General features: G+C 61.1%; 18 protein-coding genes. 12 read left to right on the plus strand and 6 right to left on the minus strand.

What is annotated here, in order from left to right:
- The first annotated feature begins 145 nt into the window (after nt 1-145).
- The 3 genes from rluB (at nt 146) to arfB (ending at nt 4129) form a co-directional block, all read left to right on the plus strand.
- Nucleotides 146-1357 (plus strand): 23S rRNA pseudouridine(2605) synthase RluB, encoded by a 1212-nt coding sequence (gene rluB, locus M5B98_RS12895; protein WP_085710417.1) that lies wholly within the window; start codon nt 146-148, stop codon nt 1355-1357.
- An 848-nt stretch (nt 1358-2205) separates the two neighbouring features.
- Nucleotides 2206-3624, plus strand: coding sequence for an amino acid permease (locus M5B98_RS12900; protein WP_114881869.1), 1419 nt, complete (start codon nt 2206-2208; stop codon nt 3622-3624).
- A gap of 91 nt (nt 3625-3715) precedes the next feature.
- Nucleotides 3716-4129, plus strand: a complete 414-nt coding sequence (gene arfB / locus M5B98_RS12905) for an alternative ribosome rescue aminoacyl-tRNA hydrolase ArfB (RefSeq protein ID WP_011333010.1) — start codon at nt 3716-3718, stop codon at nt 4127-4129.
- Here the strand turns inward: arfB and M5B98_RS12910 are convergent.
- The 6 genes from M5B98_RS12910 to phhA form a co-directional block, all read right to left on the minus strand.
- Complete coding sequence (locus M5B98_RS12910) at nt 4126-5313, minus strand: MFS transporter (RefSeq protein ID WP_192553564.1); 1188 nt, start codon at nt 5311-5313, stop codon at nt 4126-4128. The two genes, arfB and M5B98_RS12910, sit on opposite strands and share 4 nt — an antisense overlap.
- 95 nt (nt 5314-5408) lie before the next feature.
- Nucleotides 5409-5591 (minus strand): hypothetical protein, encoded by a 183-nt coding sequence (locus M5B98_RS12915; protein ID WP_085710421.1) that lies wholly within the window; start codon nt 5589-5591, stop codon nt 5409-5411.
- Between the two features lie 73 nt (nt 5592-5664).
- The gene (locus tag M5B98_RS28685; RefSeq protein WP_256574703.1) at nt 5665-5796 is read right to left on the minus strand and encodes a hypothetical protein; all 132 of its coding nucleotides are present in this window, start codon (nt 5794-5796) and stop codon (nt 5665-5667) included.
- Nucleotides 5797-5996: 200 nt separating this feature from the next.
- Entirely contained in the window at nt 5997-7190 is a 1194-nt protein-coding gene (locus M5B98_RS12920; protein WP_248742902.1) for an amino acid aminotransferase, read from the minus strand.
- Entirely contained in the window at nt 7190-7546 is a 357-nt protein-coding gene (locus M5B98_RS12925; protein WP_003222798.1) for a 4a-hydroxytetrahydrobiopterin dehydratase, read from the minus strand. The genes M5B98_RS12920 and M5B98_RS12925 overlap by 1 nt, the downstream gene beginning before the upstream one ends.
- Nucleotides 7547-7656: 110 nt before the next feature.
- Nucleotides 7657-8493 (minus strand): phenylalanine 4-monooxygenase, encoded by an 837-nt coding sequence (gene phhA / locus M5B98_RS12930; RefSeq protein WP_225739972.1) that lies wholly within the window; start codon nt 8491-8493, stop codon nt 7657-7659.
- A gap of 223 nt (nt 8494-8716) precedes the next feature.
- Between phhA and M5B98_RS12935 the strand changes: the two genes are divergently transcribed.
- The 9 genes from M5B98_RS12935 to M5B98_RS12975 all read left to right on the plus strand — a co-directional run bounded on the left by M5B98_RS12935 (nt 8717) and on the right by M5B98_RS12975 (nt 22586).
- The gene (locus tag M5B98_RS12935) at nt 8717-10279 is read left to right on the plus strand and encodes a sigma-54-dependent transcriptional regulator (protein WP_085710425.1); all 1563 of its coding nucleotides are present in this window, start codon (nt 8717-8719) and stop codon (nt 10277-10279) included.
- A 204-nt stretch (nt 10280-10483) separates the two neighbouring features.
- Nucleotides 10484-11224, plus strand: coding sequence for a flagellar basal body rod protein FlgF (locus M5B98_RS12940; RefSeq protein WP_085710427.1), 741 nt, complete (start codon nt 10484-10486; stop codon nt 11222-11224).
- Nucleotides 11225-11269: 45 nt separating this feature from the next.
- Nucleotides 11270-12055: a flagellar basal-body rod protein FlgG gene (gene flgG / locus M5B98_RS12945; protein WP_007958342.1), complete on the plus strand. Its 786-nt coding sequence runs from the start codon at nt 11270-11272 to the stop codon at nt 12053-12055.
- 53 nt (nt 12056-12108) lie between these two features.
- Nucleotides 12109-12804, plus strand: coding sequence for a flagellar basal body L-ring protein FlgH (gene flgH / locus M5B98_RS12950; RefSeq protein ID WP_007965503.1), 696 nt, complete (start codon nt 12109-12111; stop codon nt 12802-12804).
- Nucleotides 12805-12831: 27 nt separating this feature from the next.
- The gene (locus tag M5B98_RS12955) at nt 12832-13920 is read left to right on the plus strand and encodes a flagellar basal body P-ring protein FlgI (protein WP_065260802.1); all 1089 of its coding nucleotides are present in this window, start codon (nt 12832-12834) and stop codon (nt 13918-13920) included.
- Between the two features lie 11 nt (nt 13921-13931).
- On the plus strand, nt 13932-15224 hold the full coding sequence (gene flgJ, locus M5B98_RS12960) for a flagellar assembly peptidoglycan hydrolase FlgJ (protein ID WP_248742903.1): 1293 nt from the start codon (nt 13932-13934) through the stop codon (nt 15222-15224).
- A gap of 21 nt (nt 15225-15245) precedes the next feature.
- Nucleotides 15246-17291 (plus strand): flagellar hook-associated protein FlgK, encoded by a 2046-nt coding sequence (gene flgK, locus M5B98_RS12965; protein ID WP_248742904.1) that lies wholly within the window; start codon nt 15246-15248, stop codon nt 17289-17291.
- A gap of 13 nt (nt 17292-17304) precedes the next feature.
- Nucleotides 17305-18876: a flagellar hook-associated protein 3 gene (locus M5B98_RS12970; RefSeq protein ID WP_248742905.1), complete on the plus strand. Its 1572-nt coding sequence runs from the start codon at nt 17305-17307 to the stop codon at nt 18874-18876.
- Between the two features lie 116 nt (nt 18877-18992).
- Nucleotides 18993-22586, plus strand: a complete 3594-nt coding sequence (locus M5B98_RS12975) for a glycosyltransferase (protein WP_248742906.1) — start codon at nt 18993-18995, stop codon at nt 22584-22586.
- The last annotated feature ends 170 nt before the right edge of the window (nt 22587-22756 follow it).

The following is a 22756-nucleotide window of genomic DNA, read 5'->3' on the forward strand; positions in this document are numbered from 1 at the left end:
ATCGACTAGTCTCTGATGCGCGAACGAACACATCCGCGTATGATTCGCGACCCTTCGGCGATCCCTTCGCCCGAAAAACCAGATTTCAATGCTTCGGCAGGCCCGATCCAGAGCCGCCGAACAGATCACACCGGGAGGTGCACAGATGAGTGACAACCAGAAAGACGACCAGGAAATCGGCCCAGCAGGCGAAAAACTGCAGAAAGTCCTCGCCCGTATCGGCGTCGGCTCGCGTCGTGACGTGGAAGCGTGGATCAGCCAGGGCCGGATCAAGGTCAACGGCGCAGAGGCGACCCTCGGTCTGCGCGTCGACATGCACGATGCAATCACCATCGATGGCAAGGTCATCAAGCGCGAAGAGGCCGCCGAGTCGGTCCGCCGCGTGATCATGTACAACAAGCCCGATGGCGAGATCTGCACCCGTGACGACCCGGAAGGCCGTCCGACCGTGTTCGACAAGCTGCCGCGTCCGAAAGAAGGTCGCTGGATCAACATCGGTCGTCTCGACATCAACACCACCGGTCTGCTGATGTTCACCACCGACGGTGAGCTGGCCAACCGCCTGATGCACCCGTCCTACGAGATGGACCGTGAGTACGCGGTACGTGTTCGCGGTGAAGTCGATGACGAGATGATCGAGCGCCTGAAGGCCGGCGTTGTGCTGGAAGACGGCCCGGCGCGTTTCACCGACATTCAACAGGCACCGGGCGGCGAAGGCTTCAACCACTGGTATCACTGCGTGGTGATGGAAGGTCGCAACCGTGAAGTGCGTCGTCTGTGGGAATCCCAGGGTCTGGTGGTCAGCCGCCTGAAGCGCGTGCGTTTCGGTCCGGTGTTCCTCAACTCCGACCTGCCGATGGGCCGCTGGCGCGAAATGAGCCAGTACGAAGTCGACGTGCTGAGCGCCGAAGTCGGCCTGACCCCGGTGGCCATGCCGCAACTGAACGCCAAGAGCAAAGACAAGCTCGACCGCATGCAGCGTAAATCGTCGCGTCCGATGCCTCGCACCGAGCGCGTGCGTACTCTGCGTCCGGCCAACGGCGCACCGGCGGCTGCCGGCCCGCGTACCGTGCGTGAGCCGCAGATCGAAGGCGAGCGTCCGGGTCGCAAGCCGGCAGCGCGTCCGGATGGCGAACGCGCTCCACGCGGTCGCACCGAGCGCGGTGAAGGTCGTGCACCGGCCGGTCGCGGTACGCCGGTGGCGGATCGTCCTGCCGAGACCAAGCGTCCGGCCAAACCGGCACCGAAGCGTCCAGGTATCAAACTGGCTGACGATGACAAGCCGTCGGGCAAGCGTCGTGGCGCCCCGGCCGGTTCCGGTCAGCGTCCGGGTTTCGGTCGCAAGAAGCCGGAATAACGCAGTTGTAAGCTTCGAGCGGCAAGCTTCAAGCGGAAAACAGAAACGCCAACCTCAGGGTTGGCGTTTTTTTTTGGATTTTTTGTTTCTTTTTTTGGGTGTGTTTTTTCTTGTTTTAAGACAAAAAAATTGACGACTTTCAGATAGTTAGCCAGCTAACGTCAAACACCGGCTCCGGCTTCGATAGGTCTGGAGTGGAAACTTTACGTTACGCGCTGTCAGTGAATGTTTACGGAAAAGCCCGCGAAGTCCCGTGAATCGTGCACCTCTGTCAGGCTGTAAGGAAAATCTGCCGAAGCCCCGTCAGCCGGGCCTGGCGCAGGGCTCTGGCGTGCTTGTTTCAGGTTCGATTGAGAGGTGAGATGCGCCCCATGCCTGTCGTGCAGGTGCATAACAAGAAGGAGGCGCAATGAACGCCGATATCCATTTTCACTTCTCCACGTGGGGCGGATTTTCCATCGTCCACGCCGATGGCCTGCAAAGGCCTGACTCAATTTTTGCAGCCGCCCGGGCCTCTCGGGGCGGACACACGCAATCCCGGCAACCGACACGCTGATCCAGCGGGGTCTGGCAGCAGGGGGTTAGCGGTGTACAATGCGCCGCGTTTTAACTGTGACCCTCTGCGTAATCGCGCAAACCTCAAGGATTATCCGCCTTGTTCACTCCGCCGCGTCACAAGCGTGTCGGGTTCGATTTCGTCACAGATAAAAACAAACAGGTGACGCATGACCGTTGTAAGAAAGCTGAATTCCTGGTGCCTGCGCTGGGGTTTGATCAAGGTTGGTTGAAATCGCAACCTTGCAGCAACGTCTACTGAACATCATCAAACCTTGCGTGAGACCTTTTTCATGAGTGGACAAAACTCGCAATCAGGCGAGCTGAAACGCGGCCTGAAAAATCGCCATATTCAACTGATCGCCCTTGGTGGCGCGATCGGTACCGGATTGTTCCTCGGCTCGGCCGGGGTGTTGAAATCCGCCGGCCCGTCGATGATCCTCGGCTATGCCATCTGCGGCTTCATCGCTTTCATGATCATGCGCCAGCTCGGCGAGATGATCGTCGAGGAGCCGGTGGCCGGTTCCTTCAGCCACTTCGCGCACAAATACTGGGGTGGTTTCGCCGGTTTCCTGTCGGGCTGGAACTGCTGGATCCTGTACATCCTGGTGGGCATGTCGGAGCTGACCGCGGTCGGCAAGTACATCCACTACTGGGCGCCGGATATCCCGAGCTGGGTCACCGCAGCCGCGTTCTTCCTGCTGATCAACGCGATCAACCTGGCCAACGTCAAAGTCTTCGGTGAAGCCGAATTCTGGTTCGCGATCATCAAGGTCGTGGCGATCGTCGGCATGATTGCCCTGGGCAGCTATCTGCTGGTCAGCGGTCACGGCGGCCCGCAGGCGTCGGTGAGCAACCTGTGGTCTCACGGCGGCTTCTTCCCGAACGGCGTCAGCGGTCTGGTGATGGCCATGGCGATCATCATGTTCTCCTTCGGCGGTCTGGAAATGCTCGGTTTCACCGCAGCCGAAGCCGACAAGCCGAAAACCGTGATCCCGAAAGCGATCAACCAGGTGATCTACCGGATCCTGATTTTCTACATCGGCGCACTGGTCATCCTGCTGTCGCTGACCCCGTGGGACAGTCTGCTGGAAACCCTCAACGCGTCAGGCGATTCCTACAGCGGCAGCCCGTTCGTGCAGGTGTTCTCGATGCTCGGCAGCAACACCGCCGCGCATATCCTCAACTTCGTGGTGTTGACCGCCGCACTGTCGGTGTACAACAGCGGCACCTACTGCAACAGCCGCATGTTGCTGGGTATGGCCGAGCAGGGCGACGCGCCGAAAGGCCTGGCGAAGATCGACAAGCGCGGTGTACCGGTGCGTTCGATCCTGGCTTCGGCAGCGGTAACGCTGGTGGCTGTGCTGCTCAACTACCTGATGCCGCAACACGCGCTGGAATTGCTGATGTCGCTGGTGGTTGCAACGCTGGTGATTAACTGGGCGATGATCAGCTTCTCGCACTTCAAGTTCCGCCAGCACATGAACAAGACCAGCCAGACGCCGCTGTTCAAGGCGCTGTGGTACCCGTACGGCAACTACATCTGCCTGGCGTTCGTGGCATTCATCCTCGGCGTGATGCTGCTGATCCCTGGTATCCAGATCTCGGTGTATGCGATTCCGGTGTGGGTCGTGTTCATGTGGGTCTGCTACGTGATCAAGAACAAGCGCGGTGCACAGCAGGCACTGCACGCGGCGAACGCTGCCAAGTAAGCGTCGTTGCAAAAAACAACAAACCCGGCCAAGTGCCGGGTTTTTTGTGCTTTCGCGGTATCCTGCGGGTTCTGATTACGGACGCTTTTCCATGCTGGTGATTTCCAACAACGTGCATCTGCCGGATGCCGAGATCGAACTGACGTACATCCGCGCCCAGGGCGCCGGTGGGCAGAACGTCAACAAGGTCTCCAGCGCCGTGCACCTGCGCTTCGACATTCCCGCCTCGTCCTTGCCCGAGTTCTACAAGGAACGGCTGCTGGCGCTGCGCGACAGTCGCATTACCGGCGACGGCGTGTTGATCATCAAGGCCCAGCAATACCGTACGCAGGAACAGAATCGTGCCGATGCGCTGGAGCGCCTGACCGAGTTGATCCTCAGCGCCACCAAGGTCGAGAAGAAGCGCCGCCCGACCAAGCCGACGCTGGGTTCGAAGAAGCGCCGGCTGGAGTCAAAGACCAAACGCGGCAGCATCAAGGCCGGGCGCGGCAAGGTGGATTTCTAGTCTTCGCGGTACTTCGATGTGTGGCGGTATAGATAGACGCTCAACGCCAGGCCGCTCAACGCGGCGATCGCGGCGAACAGGAAGATCGAGGCAAAACCGAAGCCCGCCGCAATGGCCCCGGCCAGCGGCCCGGTGATCCCCAATGACAAGTCGATGAACAGCGAATAGGCGCCGACCGCCGCGCCACGGCTGGAGGCCGGCACCAGGTTCACCGCTTCCACGCCCAGTGCCGGGAACACCAGCGAGAAGCCGAAACCGCTCAATGCTGCGCCAGCCAGCGCCCAGTGTGCATCCGGTGCGATCCATAGCAGCAACAGGCCCAGGGTTTCCACCGACAGGCAGGCAATCGCCACGCGAAAGCCGCCGAGGCGGTTGATCAGGTTGCCGAACAGCAGTCGCGCACCGATGAAGCTGGCACCGAACAGGCTCAGGCACAGTACCGCGTTATCCCAATGTTGCGTGGCGTAATACAGGGTGATGAAGGTGGCGATGGTGCCGAAACCGATCGAGCCCAGCGCCAGGCCGCAGCCGTGCGGGAAAACGCGACCCAGCACGTGCATGAACGGCAAACGCTCGCCGGCGACAATCGGCGCAGCCGTCTTCGGCCAAGCCAACAGCAGGCCCAGCGATGCGAGCAATAGAATGCTGACGCCCATGCTCCACAGACCGAAATGGCTGACCAGCCACACCCCCAGCGGCGCCCCGATGGCCAGCGCGCCGTAACTGGCGATGCCGTTCCACGAGATGACTTTGGCCGTGTTGGCCGCGCCGACGCGGCCGATGCCCCAGCCGATCGATCCGGAGCCGACAAGACTTTCCGCGCTGCCCAGCACCAGTCGCCCGACGAACAGGCTGATCAGGCTGAGCATCGGCAGATTCGGTGTCCACGCCGAAATCAGCATGAACACACCGCTCAAACCGCACCCGGCCAGACCAATCATCACCGCACGTTTGCTGCCCTGGTTGTCGATGATCTTGCCGGCATACGGACGGCTGAGCAAGGTGGCGAGGTATTGCACGCTGATCACCAGGCCGGCGATGACCGCGCCGAAGCCCAGGTCGCTATGGACGTAACCGGGCAGCACGGCCAGCGGAATGCCGATATTCAAATAGCCGATGAAGGTGAACAGGACGATGGAAACGACTTGCAGCGTGACCGCCAGGGGGCGCTGGGGTTCTGGCATAGAGGACGACATGGGTAACGATCCACGGGGAGAGCAGAATAGATAGGCTGCTCATGATACCGGCGTGGACGATGCTGCGGCGGGGAAAAGTAAAACTATTTGGCCGGGGCGACCAGTTGCGTGGTGACGAGTGCCGCGAGGGCATTTTCTTCGCTGCCGAAACGGGCGAGCAGGGCGGCCTGTTTCTCGGGTGAGAGGCGGCTCCAGATCTCGATCATCTTCTCGGTGGCGCCGATGAGGATTTCAGCCTGGTGTTCGTTGAAGGATTCGTCGGTCATGGCGGGCTCGATTTCAGGCAGTGTGGAAAGCGCATGTTAGCGCTTTCCACACGGTCTGTACGGCGGGTGTTACTTACTCTTCGCTGTCGGCCGGGCGGCTTTCGGCGGCTTCTTTCGGCTCGGGCTGTTGGGCGCCGGCTTGTTGCGTGGTCGTCTGCTCAGGTACGTGCAGGCTTGGGAAGGGGAGATTGGGAATCTCGTGCATGGTTGCGCTCCTCGCTAAGTCTGTTGATAGATCTGGTAGATCCGCGCTTTCAGAAAGCCTGCGAAGGATACAGCAGGAAAAGTGACAATCAGATTTTTAAATCCATTTGTTTCGACGGGCGGGATTGTCTAGACAAGTGCGACAGGGTGACGCAGGACAAATGCGGGAGCGGCGGTGTGCCCGCCGCCCCTGACATTTGTTTATTTGCAGACGCTAGCGATCGCTTCAGCCAGCAGATCCAGACGTGTCGCATCAATCCCGGCGACGTTGGCCCGGCCCGAGCTGACCATGTACACGCTGTGATGCTCACGCAGGTTTTTCACTTGTTCCGGCGACAGGCCGGTGTAGGAGAACATCCCGCGTTGCACGCCAATGTGTGCAAAGCGCTCGCGTAAGCCATGCGGCTCCAGCGCTTCCACCAGGCCACTGCGCAACTGGGCGATGCGCAGACGCATGGCTTCCACTTCGTCGGCCCAGCGGCGTTTCAGCTCCGGATCGGCGAGGATCGTGGCGACCACAGCCGCGCCGTGATCCGGCGGCGTCGACCACAGGTTGCGGGCGATGTGCGCCAACTGGCTGCGGATGTCGATGAGCTTGTCGGCGCTTTTCGCGCAGACGATCAGCGCACCGGTGCGGTCGCGGTACAGGCCGAAGTTCTTCGAGCAGGAACTGGTGATCAGCAGCTCGGGCAACTCGGCGGCGAACAGCCGGGTTGACCACGCATCCTGCTCCAGACCGTCGCCAAAGCCCTGGTAGGCAAAGTCGATCAGCGGCAGCAGATGGCGGCTGCGCACCACGTCCAGCACGCGGTGCCAGTCGTCGTGACTCAGATCGAAACCGGTCGGGTTGTGGCAGCACGCGTGCAGCAGCACCACATCACCTTTCGGCACTTCATTGAGCACGGCGAGCATCGCATCGACATCGAGGCGGTTGTCGCTGCCGACGTACGGGTAATGGCTGATCTTGACCCCGGCGGCCGCGAAAATCGTTTCGTGGATTGGCCAGGTCGGGTTGCTCAGCCATACGCCTTTGCCCGGCAGGCATTGCGCGATGAAGTCCGCTGCCAGACGCAGGGCACCGGTGCCGCCCGGGGTCTGGGTGGCGCCGGCGCGCTGCTGGGCGATCAGTGCCGAATCGGCACCGAGCACCAGCTCATTGATCACCTTGCCGAACAGCGGGTTGCCGTGGCCACCGATGTAGGTCTTGGTGTCCTGGCTCTCGACCAGGCGCGCCTCGGCGATTTTCACCGCTTCGGGAATCGGCGTCAGGCCCTGGGCATCCTTGTAGACGCCCACGCCGAGGTCGAACTTGCGCGGGTTGGAATCCTGCGCGTAGGCCTCCATCAGGCCGAGGATCGGGTCGCCGGGCACCCGGCCGATGGCGTCGAAGTGCATTACTTGCGTCCTTCTGCAGTCTTGGCCACTTCGTCGGTGCGCGCGGCCATGATGAAGTCGTTGCGATGCAGGCCCTTGATCGAGTGGCTCCACCAGGTCACGGTGACTTTGCCCCACTCGGTCAGCAGGCCCGGGTGGTGACCTTCGGCCTCGGAGATCTCGCCGACGGCATTGGTGAAGGCCAGGGCGTGCTTGAAATTCTTGAACAGGAAGACTTTTTCCAGCTGCATGATGCTGTCGCGTACTTCGATGTTCCAGTCAGGGATCTGCTTGATCAGGATCGGCAATTCTTCATCGCTGACCTGTGGAGCATCGGCACGGCACGCTTCGCAATGGGCTTGGTTCAAGGTGGACATGGTGTACTTCCTGAAATCTAGAGGTGTTTTTTTATATTGGCTGGCAATGCCGTCACGCTAAACCAAAGCCGCGACGACTGACAGACTCACTTGTAAGTAAAAGCCACGGTTCACGCAGCTTTTGGTTTCGGCGGAAATTTCGGTGCGTGCAGACCCAGCTGCATGCCTTGCTTGACCATGCCCATGATGTCTTCGTGGGCGAGGTCGAACAGGCGCTTGAGGTTCGGCAGGACAAAGTACAGCGGTTGCAGGATGTCGATGCGGTACGGCGTGCGCATGGCTTCCAGCGGATCGAAAGCCTGATGCTCAGGCTCGTCCGACAGCGAATAAACAGTTTCCTTCGGCGAAGACAGAATGCCGCCGCCGTAGATGCGCTTGCCTTGCGGGGTGTCGACCAGGCCGAACTCGATGGTCATCCAGTACAGGCGCGCCAGATACACGCGCTCTTCCTTGGTCGCTTGCAGGCCGAGCTTGCCGTAGGTATGGGTGAATTCGGCGAACCATGGGTTGGTCAGCAGCGGGCAATGGCCAAAGATCTCGTGGAAAATGTCCGGCTCTTGCAGGTAGTCCAGTTCTTCACGGGTGCGAATGAAGGTGGCCACCGGAAACTGCTTGCTGGCGAGCAATTCGAAAAAGGTCTGGAAGGGAATCAGCGCCGGGACGCGGGCAACCTGCCAACCGGTGGTCTCGCCGAGCACCTTGTTGATCTCGCCCAGTTGCGGGATGCGGTCGTGGGGCAGGCCGAGTTTTTCGATACCGTCCAGGTATTCCTGGCACGCCCGACCCTCGATCACTTTGAGCTGGCGGGTGATCAGCGTGTTCCACACCGCGTGTTCTTCGGCGGGGTAGTCGATAAAACCTTGCGCATCGGGCTCGCGGGCCACGTATTGCGTCTGCTTCATACTGCTCTCCTGCGAGGGGAATTCGTTCTTGTTATGTCCTGCTATGGACTGAGAAATACCCCAGAGCGTGCCGTGTTGCAGCAGGTTGAAGATCGCTCGAGTAGGAAAAGTCTCTTTAAATCGTAAAATTATCGTTACGCTTTGTGCGATAAGTCGTGATTGTGGTGATTCGCGGGTTTGAAACGAGCCGTGCCTGTCACATAATCTTGACGACTATCTTTTGGGCGGCAGAGAAAAATCCGCTCCTTTACCTGTTTCGGGCCTTTATATGCGTATCAAAGTCCACTGCCAGAACCGCATCGGCATCCTGCGCGACATTCTCAATCTGCTGGTGGAGTACGGGATCAACGTCGCCCGCGGCGAGGTCGGCGGTGAACACGGCAATGCGATCTATCTGCACTGCCCGAACCTGATCAACCTGCAGTTCCAGGCGTTGCGGCCGAAGTTCGAAGCCATCGCCGGGGTGTTTGGTGTGAAGCGGGTAGGGCTGATGCCCAGCGAGCGCCGGCACATGGAGTTGAACGCGTTGCTCGGTGCGCTGGAGTTTCCGGTGCTGTCGATCGACATGGGCGGCTCGATCGTTGCCGCCAACCGTGCGGCGGCGCAGTTGCTCGGCGTGCGGGTGGACGAGGTGCCGGGGATTCCGCTGTCGCGTTACGCCGAGGACTTCGACCTGCCGGAACTGGTGCGCGCCAACAAGTCGCGAATCAACGGCATGCGGGTCAAGGTCAAGGGCGACATCTTTCTGGCCGACATCGCTCCCCTCCAATCGGAGCACGATGACAGCGAGGCCATGGCGGGTGCTGTGTTGACGCTGCACCGGGCGGACCGGGTCGGCGAGCGCATCTATAACGTGCGCAAGCAGGAGCTGCGTGGCTTCGACAGCATCTTCCAGAGCTCGAAAGTGATGGCGGCAGTGGTGCGCGAAGCCCGGCGCATGGCGCCGCTGGATGCGCCTCTTCTTATTGAAGGCGAAACCGGCACCGGCAAGGAGTTGCTGGCGCGGGCCTGTCACCTGGCGAGCCCGCGCGGCCAGTCGCCACTGATGGCGCTCAACTGTGCGGGGCTGCCGGAATCGATGGCCGAGACCGAACTGTTCGGCTACGGCCCCGGTGCCTTCGAGGGCGCGCGGGCGGAAGGCAAGCTCGGGCTGCTGGAGCTGACGGCGGGCGGTACGCTGTTCCTCGATGGCGTCGGCGAAATGAGCCCGCGCCTGCAGGTGAAATTGCTGCGCTTCCTGCAGGACGGTTGCTTCCGGCGTGTAGGCAGTGATGAAGAGGTTTATCTGGATGTGCGGGTGATCTGCGCCACCCAGGTCGATTTGTCCGAGTTGTGCGCCCGTGGCGAGTTCCGCCAGGATTTGTACCATCGCTTAAACGTGCTTTCGCTGCACATCCCGCCATTGCGCGAATGCCTCGACGGTTTGACGCCGCTGGTGGAGCACTTCCTCGATCAGGCCAGCCGGCAGATCGGTTGCCCGCTGCCGAAACTGGCACCGGCGGCGATGGACCGACTCAGCCACTACCATTGGCCGGGCAACGTGCGGCAACTGGAGAACGTGCTGTTCCAGGCGGTTTCGCTGTGCGATGGCGGAACGGTCAAGGCCGAGCATATTCGTCTGCCGGACTATGGCGTGCGTCAGCCGCTTGGCGATTTCTCCCTCGAAGGCGGGCTGGACGAGATTGTCGGGCGCTTCGAGAAAGCGGTGCTGGAGCGACTGTATTCCGAGCACCCGAGCAGTCGGCAACTGGGCAAGCGGCTTGGGGTTTCCCATACGACCATTGCCAACAAGTTGCGTGAATACGAAGTCGGCAAAGACGCGTCCGAGTGATCCCGACCGGCCTGGTTGATTGCCGCGAAGCGGCATGACACCGCCGGTTTTTCGTCTTCGATACATTTCCTTCTTTCCCGCAAAACCCCTCAAGTCCTTTGTTTATCGGGCTCCTGGCCGCCAGAAAAAAGTTGGTCTGCAAATTGCTTGTGGCTCAGCAGTACAGCGGTGGGCGGCAAACGTCCGGCATGCAGAGGAAAGAGTGTGGACAAGTACCTTTATGTGGCAATGACCGGCGCCAGCCAGAACGCACTGGCGCAAAAGGCTCATGCCAACAACCTGGCGAACATCTCCACCAATGGTTTTCAGCGCGACCTGGAGCAGGCGCGTTCGATGCCGGTGTTCGGTGACAGCTTTCCGGCGCGTGCGTTTGCCATGAGCGAACGGCCTGCCACCGATTTCACTCCGGGCTCCCTGGTGCAGACCGGGCGTGACCTCGACGTGGCCGTCAGCGGCAACGGCTTCATTGCCGTGCAGAACCCCAACGGCGGCGAAAGCTATGTGCGTACCGGCAGCCTGAATATCGACGCCCTTGGCGTGTTGCGTGCCGGCAACGGCATGCCGGTGCTGGGCAATGGCGGTCCGATTGCCATTCCGCCGGAGCAGCAAGTGGAAGTCGGTGAAGACGGCACCATCAGTATCCGTGCGATGGGCGAGGGCCCGCGCGTCATGGCCGAAGTCGACCGGATCAAGCTGGTCAACCCGGACATCAAGAACATGAACAAGGGCCTGGACGGTTCGATCTACACCAAGGACGGCCAGCCTGCGCCGGCCGATGCCAACGTCAAACTGGTGTCGGGTTTCCTGGAATCGAGCAACGTCAATGCCGTGGAAGAGATGACCTCGGTGCTGGCCCTGGCCAAGCAGTTCGAGTTGCACGTCAAGATGATGAACACCGCCAAAGACGACGACCAGGCCATGGCTCGGGTCTTGCAGATCAGCTAATTATCAGAACGTCGCGCCGTAAAACAGGCGCACGAGGAGAATCGAATGCTTCCGGCTCTATGGGTTGCCAAAACCGGTCTGTCCGCCCAGGACACCAACCTGACCACCATTTCCAACAACCTGGCCAACGTGTCGACCACGGGTTTCAAACGTGACCGCGCCGAGTTCCAGGACCTGCTGTATCAGATCAAGCGTCAGCCAGGCGCCCAGTCGACCCAGGACAGCGAACTGCCGTCGGGTCTGCAAGTGGGTACCGGTGTGCGCATCGTCGGCACCCAGAAAAACTTCACCGCCGGCAGCCTGCAAACCACCGAGCAGCCGCTGGACATGGCCATCGACGGCCGTGGATTCTTCCAGATCCTGCAGCCGGACGGCACCACGTCCTACACCCGTGACGGTACTTTCCACCTCGATTCCAACGGCCAGATCGTCAACGCCAGCGGTTTCGCGCTGGAGCCGGCGATTGTCATCCCGAACAACGCCCAGACCTTCACCGTCGGCCGTGACGGCACCGTGTCGATCACCGTTGCCGGCAACGCCGCTTCGCAAGTGATCGGCAACCTGCAGACCGCCGACTTCATCAACCCGGCCGGCCTGCAAGCCGTGGGCAACAACCTGTTCCTGGAAACCGCCGCTTCCGGCGCGCCGCAAGTCGGTACTCCGGGCCTGAACGGTTTCGGCACCACCCTGCAGAACACCCTGGAAACCTCCAACGTGAGCACCGTGGAAGAGATGGTCAACATGATCACCACCCAGCGTGCCTACGAGATGAACTCCAAGGTGATCTCCACCGCCGACCAGATGCTCTCGTTCGTAACGCAGAATCTGTAATCAAGTCTATGAGGCGGCCATGAGGCCGCCTGCAACACCGTGAGGTAAGGGTCATGAAACGCTTCGTATCTGTTCTGGCATTGGGTGGGGTCGTCTCGCTCGCGGGCTGCGTCGCTCCGACGCCCAAGCCCAATGACCCTTACTACGCCCCGGTGTTGCCGCGTACGCCGTTGCCGGCGGCCGCCAACAACGGCTCGATCTATCAGGCCGGTTTCGAACAGAACCTGTACAGCGACCGCAAGGCGTTCCGGGTCGGTGACATCATCACTATCACCCTGAACGAGAAGACCCAGGCCAGCAAAAACGCCAACTCGCAAGTGGCCAAGAACAGCAAGACCGGCATCGGCCTGACTTCGCTGTTCGGCGGCAGCGGCACCACCAACAACCCGTTGGGTGGAAACGATCTGAGCCTGGACGTCGGCTACAGCGGCGACCGCGCGACCAAGGGTGACAGCAAGGCGGCCCAGGGCAACACCCTGACCGGTTCGATTACCGTGACCGTGGCCGACGTGTTGCCCAACGGCATCATCGCCGTGCGTGGCGAGAAGTGGATGACCCTCAACACCGGTGATGAACTGGTGCGGATCGCCGGCCTCGTACGCGCCGATGACATCGCCACTGACAACACCGTGTCGTCGACCCGGGTCGCCGATGCGCGCATCACCTACTCGGGCACCGGTTCGTTTGCCGATGCGAGTCAGCCAGGCTGGTTCGACCGTTTCTTCCTCAGCCCGCTGTTCCCTTTCTAGGTGGCCAAGTTGAATTTCAAGAGCCTCATGGTGGCTGCCGTTTTGTTGTCGGCGGCCTTCAACGCACAAGCCGAGCGGCTGAAAGATATCGCCAGCATTTCCGGCGTGCGTTCCAACCAGTTGATCGGCTACGGCCTGGTGGTCGGGCTTAACGGCACCGGCGACCAGACCACGCAAACCCCGTTCACCCTGCAGACCTTCAACAACATGCTCTCGCAGTTCGGCATCAAGGTGCCGCCGGGATCGGGCAACGTGCAGTTGAAAAACGTCGCGGCGGTGTCGGTGAGTGCCGATCTGCCGGCGTTCGCCAAGCCGGGTCAGCAGGTCGATATCACCGTTTCGTCCATCGGTAACTCCAAGAGTCTGCGTGGCGGCACCCTGTTGCTGACCCCGCTCAAGGGTATCGACGGCAATGTCTACGCCATTGCTCAGGGCAACCTGGTGGTGGGTGGTTTCGACGCCGAAGGTCGTGACGGTTCGAAGATCACCGTCAACGTTCCGTCGGCCGGTCGCATCCCCGGCGGTGCCTCGGTCGAGCGTTCGGTGCCGAGCGGTTTCAACCAGGGCAACAGCCTGACGCTGAACCTCAACCGTTCCGACTTCACCACCGCCAAGCGCATCGTCGACAAGATCAACGACATGCTCGGCCCGGGCGTTGCTCAGGCCATCGACGGCGGTTCGATCCGCGTCACCGCGCCGCTCGATCCGAGCCAGCGTGTCGACTATCTGTCGATCCTGGAAAACCTCGAAGTCGATCCGGGTCAGGCGGTGGCGAAAGTCATCATCAACTCCCGTACCGGCACCATCGTCATCGGCCAGAACGTGAAGGTGTCGCCGGCCGCCGTGACCCACGGCAGCCTGACCGTGACCATCACCGAAGACCCGATCGTCAGCCAGCCTGGCCCGTTGTCCAACGGCCAGACCGCCGTGGTGCCGCGCTCGCGTGTGAATGCTCAGCAGGAAGCCAAGCCGATGTTCAAGTTCGGCCCGGGCACCACCCTCGACGAAATCGTCCGTGCGGTGAACCAGGTCGGCGCGGCACCGGGTGACCTGATGGCCATTCTCGAAGCACTGAAGCAGGCCGGCGCGTTGCAAGCCGACCTGATCGTGATCTGAGGACGCCGCCCATGGATATGCGCAAAAGCGGTCTGGTCAGCAGCAGCGATTCGGGTTCGTACTCCGACCTCAATCGTCTGAACCAGCTCAAGGTCGGCGACAAGAACAGCGACGGCAACATGCGCAAGGTTGCGCAGGAATTCGAATCGCTGTTCCTCGGCGAGATGCTCAAGTCGATGCGTTCGGCCACTGAAGCGCTGGGCCAGGACAACCCGCTCAACACCCCGGCAGCCAAGCAATATCAGGAAATGTACGACCAGCAGCTGGCCGTTTCCCTGTCCCGCGAGGGTGGTGGTATCGGTCTGGCCGACGTGCTGATGAAGCAGATGTCGAAGAACAAACCGATGGCGCCGGGCGAGGCTGCCGCCGCGTCCGCTGCCAAGCAGCAGGAGGCGCTGGCCAGGGCCGCTGCGGTGGAAACGCCGATTGCCGCCGGCACCGTGGCCACCAACGGTCCGCTGTCGCGCCTCAATGGCGAGCGTCCGTTGTGGGCTTCGCGTTCGGTGCATGCGCCGAACACCCAGCTTGCCCATCGCAATGACATGGAAATGATCAACCAGCGTCGCCTGGCGCTGCCGCCGAAACTGGCTGATCGCCTGCTTGCCGGTCTGGTGCCTTCGGCTACGCCGGCAGCAGCCACTCAATTGCCGCAGCGCGACACGATGGCTGCCGCCACCGGTTCCGGCCCGCTGTACAACGGCGACTGGCTGGCCCGCGCCGAAGCTGACAAGGCCTCCGGCGGGCAGATGCAGATTTACGGTCGCGCCATGGCGCAGATTCCACTGGCGCCGGCGAAGAAGGCGTTCAGCAACGCCGACGAATTCGTCAACACCATGCTGCCGATGGCCAAGGAGGCGGCGGCGCGCATTGGCGTCGATCCGCGTTATCTGGTGGCTCAGGCCGCACTGGAAACCGGTTATGGCAAATCGGTCATGCGCGCCCAGGACGGCACCAGCAGCCACAACCTGTTCGGCATCAAGGCGAGCAGCAACTGGAAGGGCGATTCGGCCCGGGCGATCACCAGCGAGTTCCGCAACGGGCAGATGGTCAAGGAGACGGCCGAGTTCCGTTCCTATGCCTCGTACAAGGACAGCTTCCACGATCTGGTGACTTTGCTGCAGAGCAATAATCGCTATCAAGATGTGCTGAAGTCGGCCGATAACCCAGAACAGTTTGTACGCGAGTTGCAAAAGGCCGGTTATGCGACCGACCCGAACTACGCAAGCAAGATTTCGCAGATTGCCAGGCAGATGACGGTAAATCAGAACTACGCTGCGGCCGGCGTTTCAACAACGCCTTTATAAACACAAGGTAAGGTTTGAATCATGAGTTTGCTCAATATCGGGATGTCGGGGTTGGCCGCGAGTTCGTCCTCTCTGGCTGTGACAGGTAACAACATTGCCAACGTCGACACCGCCGGTTATTCGCGCCAGCAAACCGTGCAGGGCACCAAGTCCTCGATCCAGACTGGCAACGTGTTCATCGGTACGGGCACGACCCTGGCCGACGTGCGCCGGGTATACAACTCTTACCTGGAAAGCCAGCTGCATACCGCCACGTCGCTCAACAGTGAAGCGGCTGCCTACGGTGGCCAGGCGACTGCCCTGGACAACTCGTTGTCCGATACCAACACAGGCCTGACCGGCGTGCTGCAGAAGTTCTTCACCTCGATGCAAGGTGTAGCGACTTCGGCGACCGACGACACGTCCCGTCAGTCGGTACTGACCGGCTCGCAAGCGCTGACCAGCCGCTTCAACGCCCTGGCCAAACAGCTGAACGATCAGAACACCACGATCAATGGCAACCTCGGCGACATGGCCGCCCAGGTCAACAAGCTGGCCACTTCGATTGCCAATCTCAACCAGAAGATCGGCGAAGTTTCCACCAGCGGCGGTCAGCCGAACGATCTGCTCGACAGCCGTAACGAAGCGGTGCGTCAGCTCTCCGAGCTGGTCGGCGCGCAAGTGGTAGAGCGCGGCACCAGCTTCGACGTCTACGTCGGCAGCGGTCAGCCGCTGGTTGTCGGCAACACCACCAACACCCTGAGCACCGTTCCGAGCAAGGATGACCCGTCGCGCATGGGCATCCAGATGGATCGTGGCTCCAGCACCATCGACATCACTTCGGTGATCAGCGGCGGTGAAATCGGCGGTCTGCTGACCTATCGCAATGAAGTGCTCAACCCGTCGCTCAACGAGCTGGGCCGTGTAGCACTGGTCATTGCCGACCAGATGAACCGCCAGCAAGCCCAAGGCATCGACAAGAACGGTGACTTCGGCGCGCCGATCTTCAATGACATCAACAGTGCTGCGCTGATCAGCCAGCGCAGCATTGCCTCGGCCGGCAACAGCGCGGGTTCGGGCAACCTGAACGTCACCATCAAGGACACCGGCAAGCTGACCACCAGCGATTACCAGGTCACCTTCACCAGCGCCACCAACTATTCGGTCAAGCGCTCCGACGGCACCGACATGGGTTCGTTCAGCACCACGACCACGCCGCCGCCAGTGATCGACGGCTTTACCCTGGCCCTCAACGGCGGCGCGATGAGCGCCGGTGACACCTTCAAGGTGACCCCGACCCGTGACGCGGCCACCAACATTCAGACCGTGCTCACCGATCCGAAGAAAATCGCGGCAGCAGCACCGTTGACCGGCGTGGCCAGTGCCAACAACTCCGGCACCTACACCCAGCCGACGCTGGTCGACACCATTGACATCACCAACCCGGCTTCCCAGGCCGAGTTGCAGAACGCGCTCAAGTATTCGACGCCAGTCAAACTGGTCATGGGTGCGGTCACCAGCGGCAGCCAGTCGTACAACATGGTCGATGCCAAGGGCAACACCATCGGCACCGGCACCATCGTGCCGGGCCAGGCCAACACCCTGAACCTGAAGATCGGCATGGTCGATTCCACCGGTGCTCCGGTGATGGATACTTCGGTTACGCCGAACGTGCAGAAAACCTTCACCGTGCAGACCACCGTGGGCGCGACGCCAAAACCAGGCGAAACCTTCACCATCAACCTGACCGGCGCCGCTTCTTCTGACAACCGCAACGCGCAAGCGCTGGTCGGCCTGCAGACCAAACAGACCGTTGACACCGGCACCGGCAGCAAGGGCATCAGCCTGACCGACGCCTACAACAAACTGGTGACCAACGTCGGCACCAAGGCGGCCCAGAGCAAGTCCGACAACGACGCCACCTCGGCGATCCTCGATCAGGCCAAGGGCGCGCGCGATTCGCTGTCTCAGGTCAACCTGGATGAAGAGACCGGCAACCTGGTCAAGTATCAGCAGTACTACACAGCGTCTTCGCAGATCATCAAGGCTGCGCAGGAAACCTTCGCCACGCTGATCAACAGTCTTTAAGGAGTCGTAATTCATGCGCATTTCCACCGCTCAGTATTACGCGACACAAGCTTCCCAATATCAGCGTAACTACAGCAAGACTGTTGCCACTGCGAACGAGGCGAGCAGCCTGCAACGCATCAATACCGCCGCCGATGATCCGATTGGTGCCGGGCGCCTGCTCAAGCTGGGTCAGCAGGCCTCGATGCTGGAGCAGTATCAGGGCAACGTCAGCACCACCAAGAGCGCGCTGACCGTGCAGGAATCCACACTGGGTTCCATTACCACGGCGTTGCAGCGTGCCAAGGAAATCGGCCTGGCCGCCAACAACGGCATCGCCACCGACGCGGACCGCAAGGCCTACGCCGCCGAGTTGAGCCAGATCCAGCAGCAGGTGCTGGGCCTGATGAACTCCAAGGATGCCAACGGCAACTACCTGTTTTCCGGTTCCAAGACCGATACGGCGCCGTACTCGCAGAACGCCGATGGCACCTACACCTACAACGGTGACCAGACCCAGATCAACCTGAACATCGGCGACGGCATGTCGGTCGCCACCAACACCACCGGTTGGGATGCCTTCCAGCAGACCATCAATACCAGCCGCACCCAGACCACCATGACCGCTCCGGCTGTCGATGACGGTCGCGTGGTGTTGACCAACGGTACTGTCGGCTCCAGCGCCACCTATAACGCCAAGTTTGCCGGCGGCCAGCCGTACACCGTCAGCTTCGTCAGCAGCACCCAGTTGAAAATCACCGATGCCCTTGGCAACGATGTGACAACCGAAGCCAGCCAGAACGGCCTGATCAGCAACAGCAACGGCGCGAACCAGACCGTCAGCTTCCGTGGCGTCGATATGAAGTTGAACATCAACCTCAAGGCTGGCGACACAAACCCGGACGCGGTCATCGCCGGTCACAGCTTCCAGCTGTCTGCCACGCCTGATTCGTTCACCACGGCGCGCAGCGCGGGCAACCCGTCCACCGCCGTCATTACTGGCTCCGGCGTGACCAACCAGGGCGCCTACGACGCCACGTTCCCGTCGGGCGGCGGCGCGGTTCTGAAGTTCACCAGTGCCACCAACTTCGACCTGTACGCGGCGCCCGTCACCGCGGACAGCAAGCCGATTTCGTCGGGCACCATGGTCGGCAGCAATGCCACGGCCGCGGGTGTGACCTTCGCCATTGGCGGTACCCCGGGCGCAGGTGATCAGTTCTCGATCCAGTCCAACAACCACCAGACCCAGAATGTGCTCGACACCCTGGGCCAGATGGTCACGGCGCTGAACACGCCGATCGATGGTGATCCGGTGGCCAAGCAGAAATTCCAGGGCGCCATGGAGTCGGCTCTGGGCAACATCGACAGCGCCTCCAATCAGATCGGGGCCGCCGTAACTTCGATCGGTGCGCGGGGGCAGTCGCTGGATGACCAGGACACCACCAACCAGAGCCTGATCCAGGCCAACACCACGACCCAGGGTTCGATCCGTGATTCGGATCCGGCCGAGGTGATGACGCGCCTGACCTTGCAGCAGACCATGCTGCAGGCCTCGCAACTGGCGTTTAGCAAGATCAGCCAGCTGGGTCTGTTCAACAAGATCTGATACTGGCCGGGCGCGCGAGCGCCCGGTTGCTCTGACCGTTCTGTATTTTCTGTTTTCTTTTGCGGTTTCAAAGGGCTCGCTGTTCCGGGCGGGTTCCCGCCGCTTGCGAGTCCGCCGTGAATTCACTCCCCCTTGTCAGTCTCGTCATTCCCGCCTTCAACCCGCGTTTTTTCGAACGGACTCTGAACAGTGCAGTGAGCCAGACCTATGGTCATCTGGAGATCATTGTCTGCGATGACAGTCGTGGCTCGGAGATCGAAAGCATCGTCGCGTCCGTGGTGGCGGAGTCCGGGGTCGAGGTGCGTCACGTACGCAACCCGCGCACGCTGGGCATGATCGGCAACCTCAAGGCTTGCCTGGATCAGGCGCGGGGCGAGTTCATCAAGTTTCTGTGTGACGATGATCATCTGTATGCCGACCACATCAAGCAGCAGGCACAGGAAATGCTGCGTGAGGAAGTCAGTCTGGTGCTGGCCCAGCGTCTGTTCTGGGATGCCCAGGACATCATCCTGCCGGCGCGTCTGGAGAACACCTCGCTGTCGCCGCACAGCGGTCTGTTCAAGGGCGACGATCTGCTGGGAATCTTCGAGAAATTCCCGGTCAATGTGCTCGGCGGGTTTACCAATGCATTGTTCCGCCGTGCAGATGTCGAAGAGCTGCTGCCGGCCCTGACTCAGGACGGTCACTGCTTCGTCGCATCCCTGGATTTCGCCTTGTATGTCTGCCTGTTGCGGCGCGGCAATCTGGCGGTCTCCAACAATGTGCTTAGCGCGGAGCGGCTGTACCCAGAGCGTCTGAGCGCGCAACAGCCGATGAAGGATGCGCTGGAAGTCGAGCGCGAATGGATTCTGCAAATGCTCAAGGCGCGCAGCGGTGAGTCGGCACCTGCGCCGGGCTGGGTGCGCTACGTTCCTTTGACCAAGGCCGACGAGTCGCCGCGGGTCTGGGAAGAGCTGCCGCTGAGTCGCACTCTGGGTTCCAAGCAGAGCCGCCAGGAGTGGAGCGTCGGGATCGACAGCTGGAGTTTTGGCGAGCTCTATGCCCATTGGCTCGAGTGTCGGGTGCTCACCGACGGGCAGCGTACGTTGTTGCCGGAGACACTTGCCGGCTGGTCGTATCAGCCGCGAATCGTACCCATCGTCATCGACGGACAGGGCAGTCGTGACAGTGTCGAGCGCACGCTGGAGTCGCTTGCGGCTCAGGACTATCCGCCGGAGCTGATCCTGGTGCTGTCCGCCTCGTGTACCGAGGCCGGACTGGACGGGCGGGTGTTCCGCATGCCCTTGCAGGACGATGGTCTGGCGCAGATCAACGCCTTGCTGCCGCAACTGGAAGGTGCCGACTGGTTCTACCTGCTGCAGGCCGGTGATCGGCTGGTGGCGCCGGCGTTGTTGGTCATGGCCGAGCGCATCGTCAATTCCCCGTCATTCAAATGCCTGTACAGCGACGAGGGCAGCCTGCGCAACGGAGAGTCGGCGGAGCCTGCATTCAAACCGGATTTCAACCTCGACCTGATGCGCAGCTATCCCTATGTCGGGCGGACCATGGCGTTCGAACGTGAGCGCTTTCTGGCGCTGGGTGGTTTTGCATCGGAGTTCGCTCAACTGGCACCTCACGATGTGCTGTGGCGCATGGTCGAGAGCGACGGCACGCAGGTTGTCGGGCACGTCGCCGAAATTTTGCTGGAGTCACCGTTCGACCTGTCGAAGTGGCTTGCCGAGCCCGGTGTCGTCGCGCAGAACCCTCGTGTTCTCGAAGCGCATCTGCAACGTCTCGGCGTCGCTCACGAGATTCGTCGCGGCAGTTCCGAATTGCTCAACCGGGTCGATTATCTCCACGGCCGGCGTCCGTTGGTGTCCATCGTCATTGTGACCAAGGACCAGACCGCTGCCTTGCAGCGCTGTGTCGAAACGCTGCTGGAAAAGACCGCCTACACCGAATACGAACTGCTGCTGGTCGACAACGGCAGTACCAGTGCCGAAGCACTCGCATGGCTGGAGGGAATGGCGCAACTGGGCAGTGACCGGGTTCGCGTCCTGAGTTTTGCGCAACAGGGCAATGCCGCTGCCACCCACAATTTTGCGGTGGGGCAGGCGCGCGGCGAATACGTGTTGATGCTCAATTCCTTTACGGTCATCACCCATGCCGACTGGCTCGACGAACTGCTCAATCAGGCGCAGCGCCCGGAAGTCGGTGTGGTGGGCGCCAAACTGTACAACCCGGACGGTGCCGTGCTGCATGCCGGTCTGATTCTGGGCATGCAAGGGGCGGTGGGCCTGCCGTTCTATGGCCAGTCGCTGCAGGCGGACGGGTACATGTTCCGGTTGCAGGCGGCCCATGACCTGAGTGCCGTGGGGGGTGACTGCGTGATGATTCGCAGAGCGGTCTACGAGGCTGTGGGTGGGCTCGACGAGCAACATCTGGCGCAGGCTCTGAATATTGCGGATCTGTGCCTGCGTATCGGCCAGGAAGGTTATCTGGTGGTCTGGACGCCTTATGCGCTGCTGGCGCTGGGCGCGCGACCGACTGTCGAGGCAACGGCAGACGAGCAGCAAACGCAGGTTCAGGAACACGAAACGTTCTACAAGCGCTGGTTGCCGCTCATTGCGCGGGATCCTGCCTTCAACGTCAATCTGGCGGTGCAGGGTGTCGGTGCAACCAGCTTCAGTCTGGAGCCTGGCCTGCGCACCGGATGGAACCCGTTCTCCCGCAAGCAGTTGCCGAATGTGCTGGCGGTGCCGATCAATGCTTCTGCCATCGGCCATTACCGCATCAGCCAGCCGATGATCGAACTGGAGGCGGCCAACCGGGCCGAAGGGCGAATTTGTTACGGACTGCCTTCGATCATCGATATCGAACGGCAGGCGCCTGACGTGATCGTGCTGCAAGGGCGTTATTCGGAGAGCGCCATTGAAGAAATTCCACCGCTGAAGAACTTCTTCAATGCCCGGCGGATCTACGAGCTCGATGACTATGTCATCGATGTCCCGCACCGCAACGCACACATTCGCAACATGCCGAACAAGCAGGAAATGGAGCGACTGGTGCGGCGTGCGATCGGTCTCTGCGATCGTGTCGTGGTGTCGACCGAGCCGCTGGCCAACGCGCTGTCGGACATGCACCACGACATTCGCGTCGTACCGAACATGCTGTCCCGGCACTTGTGGACCGACCTGCGCAGCCAGCGCCGTACCTCGAAAAAACCACGGGTCGGCTGGGGCGGCGGAACCAGTCACCACGGTGACCTGGCGGTGATCGCCGACGTGGTGCGCGAACTGGCCAACGAAGTCGACTGGGTGTTCTTCGGCATGTGCCCGGATGACCTGCGTCCGTACATGCACGAGTTCCATGGTGTGATTCCGCTGGACGTGTACCCGGCGAAACTGGCCAGCCTCAATCTCGATCTGGCCCTGGCGCCGCTGGAGTTCCATATCTTCAACGACTGCAAGAGCAACCTGCGTCTGCTGGAGTACGGCGCCTGCGGTTACCCGGTGGTGTGCACCGACACCGAGGCCTATCGCGGCTACCTGCCATGCACCCGGGTCAAGACCAACTCCACGGATGAATGGCTGCAGGCGATCCGCATGCACCTGGCCGATCCGGATGCCAGCTACCGCATGGGCGATGCGTTGCGCGAGGTGGTCATGCGCGACTACGTATTGCGCGACGACAACCTGCGGCACTGGGAAAACGGCTGGCTGGCCGATTGATCGATCCGCGCGGCACGTACTGAAAAACAGGCGACTTTCGAGTCGCCTGTTTTTTTTGCGTCTTGAATGCCCCCTTTGTATCAGTCTCGATACTTTTTTCGCCGGACAGCCTCAAGCATCGGGATTTTCGTGTCGATACTTCTCTATTCGCTGACCTCGGACGGTTGATG

The organism is Pseudomonas sp. MWU12-3088, from assembly GCF_023242405.1.
GTDB classification, from domain to species: domain Bacteria; phylum Pseudomonadota; class Gammaproteobacteria; order Pseudomonadales; family Pseudomonadaceae; genus Aquipseudomonas; species Aquipseudomonas kribbensis.

Bases quoted from the DNA above. Each gene is read 5' to 3' on its own strand.
- rluB (WP_085710417.1), top strand. From the start codon at position 146: ATGAGTGACAACCAGAAAGACGACCAGGAAATCGGCCCAGCAGGCGAA.
- M5B98_RS12900 (WP_114881869.1), top strand. From the start codon at position 2,206: ATGAGTGGACAAAACTCGCAATCAGGCGAGCTGAAACGCGGCCTGAAA.
- arfB (WP_011333010.1), top strand. From the start codon at position 3,716: ATGCTGGTGATTTCCAACAACGTGCATCTGCCGGATGCCGAGATCGAA.
- M5B98_RS12910 (WP_192553564.1), bottom strand. From the start codon at position 5,313: ATGCCAGAACCCCAGCGCCCCCTGGCGGTCACGCTGCAAGTCGTTTCC.
- M5B98_RS12915 (WP_085710421.1), bottom strand. From the start codon at position 5,591: ATGACCGACGAATCCTTCAACGAACACCAGGCTGAAATCCTCATCGGC.
- M5B98_RS28685 (WP_256574703.1), bottom strand. From the start codon at position 5,796: ATGCACGAGATTCCCAATCTCCCCTTCCCAAGCCTGCACGTACCTGAG.
- M5B98_RS12920 (WP_248742902.1), bottom strand. From the start codon at position 7,190: ATGCACTTCGACGCCATCGGCCGGGTGCCCGGCGACCCGATCCTCGGC.
- M5B98_RS12925 (WP_003222798.1), bottom strand. From the start codon at position 7,546: ATGTCCACCTTGAACCAAGCCCATTGCGAAGCGTGCCGTGCCGATGCT.
- M5B98_RS12935 (WP_085710425.1), top strand. From the start codon at position 8,717: ATGCGTATCAAAGTCCACTGCCAGAACCGCATCGGCATCCTGCGCGAC.
- flgG (WP_007958342.1), top strand. From the start codon at position 11,270: ATGCTTCCGGCTCTATGGGTTGCCAAAACCGGTCTGTCCGCCCAGGAC.
- flgH (WP_007965503.1), top strand. From the start codon at position 12,109: ATGAAACGCTTCGTATCTGTTCTGGCATTGGGTGGGGTCGTCTCGCTC.
- M5B98_RS12955 (WP_065260802.1), top strand. From the start codon at position 12,832: ATGGTGGCTGCCGTTTTGTTGTCGGCGGCCTTCAACGCACAAGCCGAG.
- flgJ (WP_248742903.1), top strand. From the start codon at position 13,932: ATGGATATGCGCAAAAGCGGTCTGGTCAGCAGCAGCGATTCGGGTTCG.
- flgK (WP_248742904.1), top strand. From the start codon at position 15,246: ATGAGTTTGCTCAATATCGGGATGTCGGGGTTGGCCGCGAGTTCGTCC.
- M5B98_RS12970 (WP_248742905.1), top strand. From the start codon at position 17,305: ATGCGCATTTCCACCGCTCAGTATTACGCGACACAAGCTTCCCAATAT.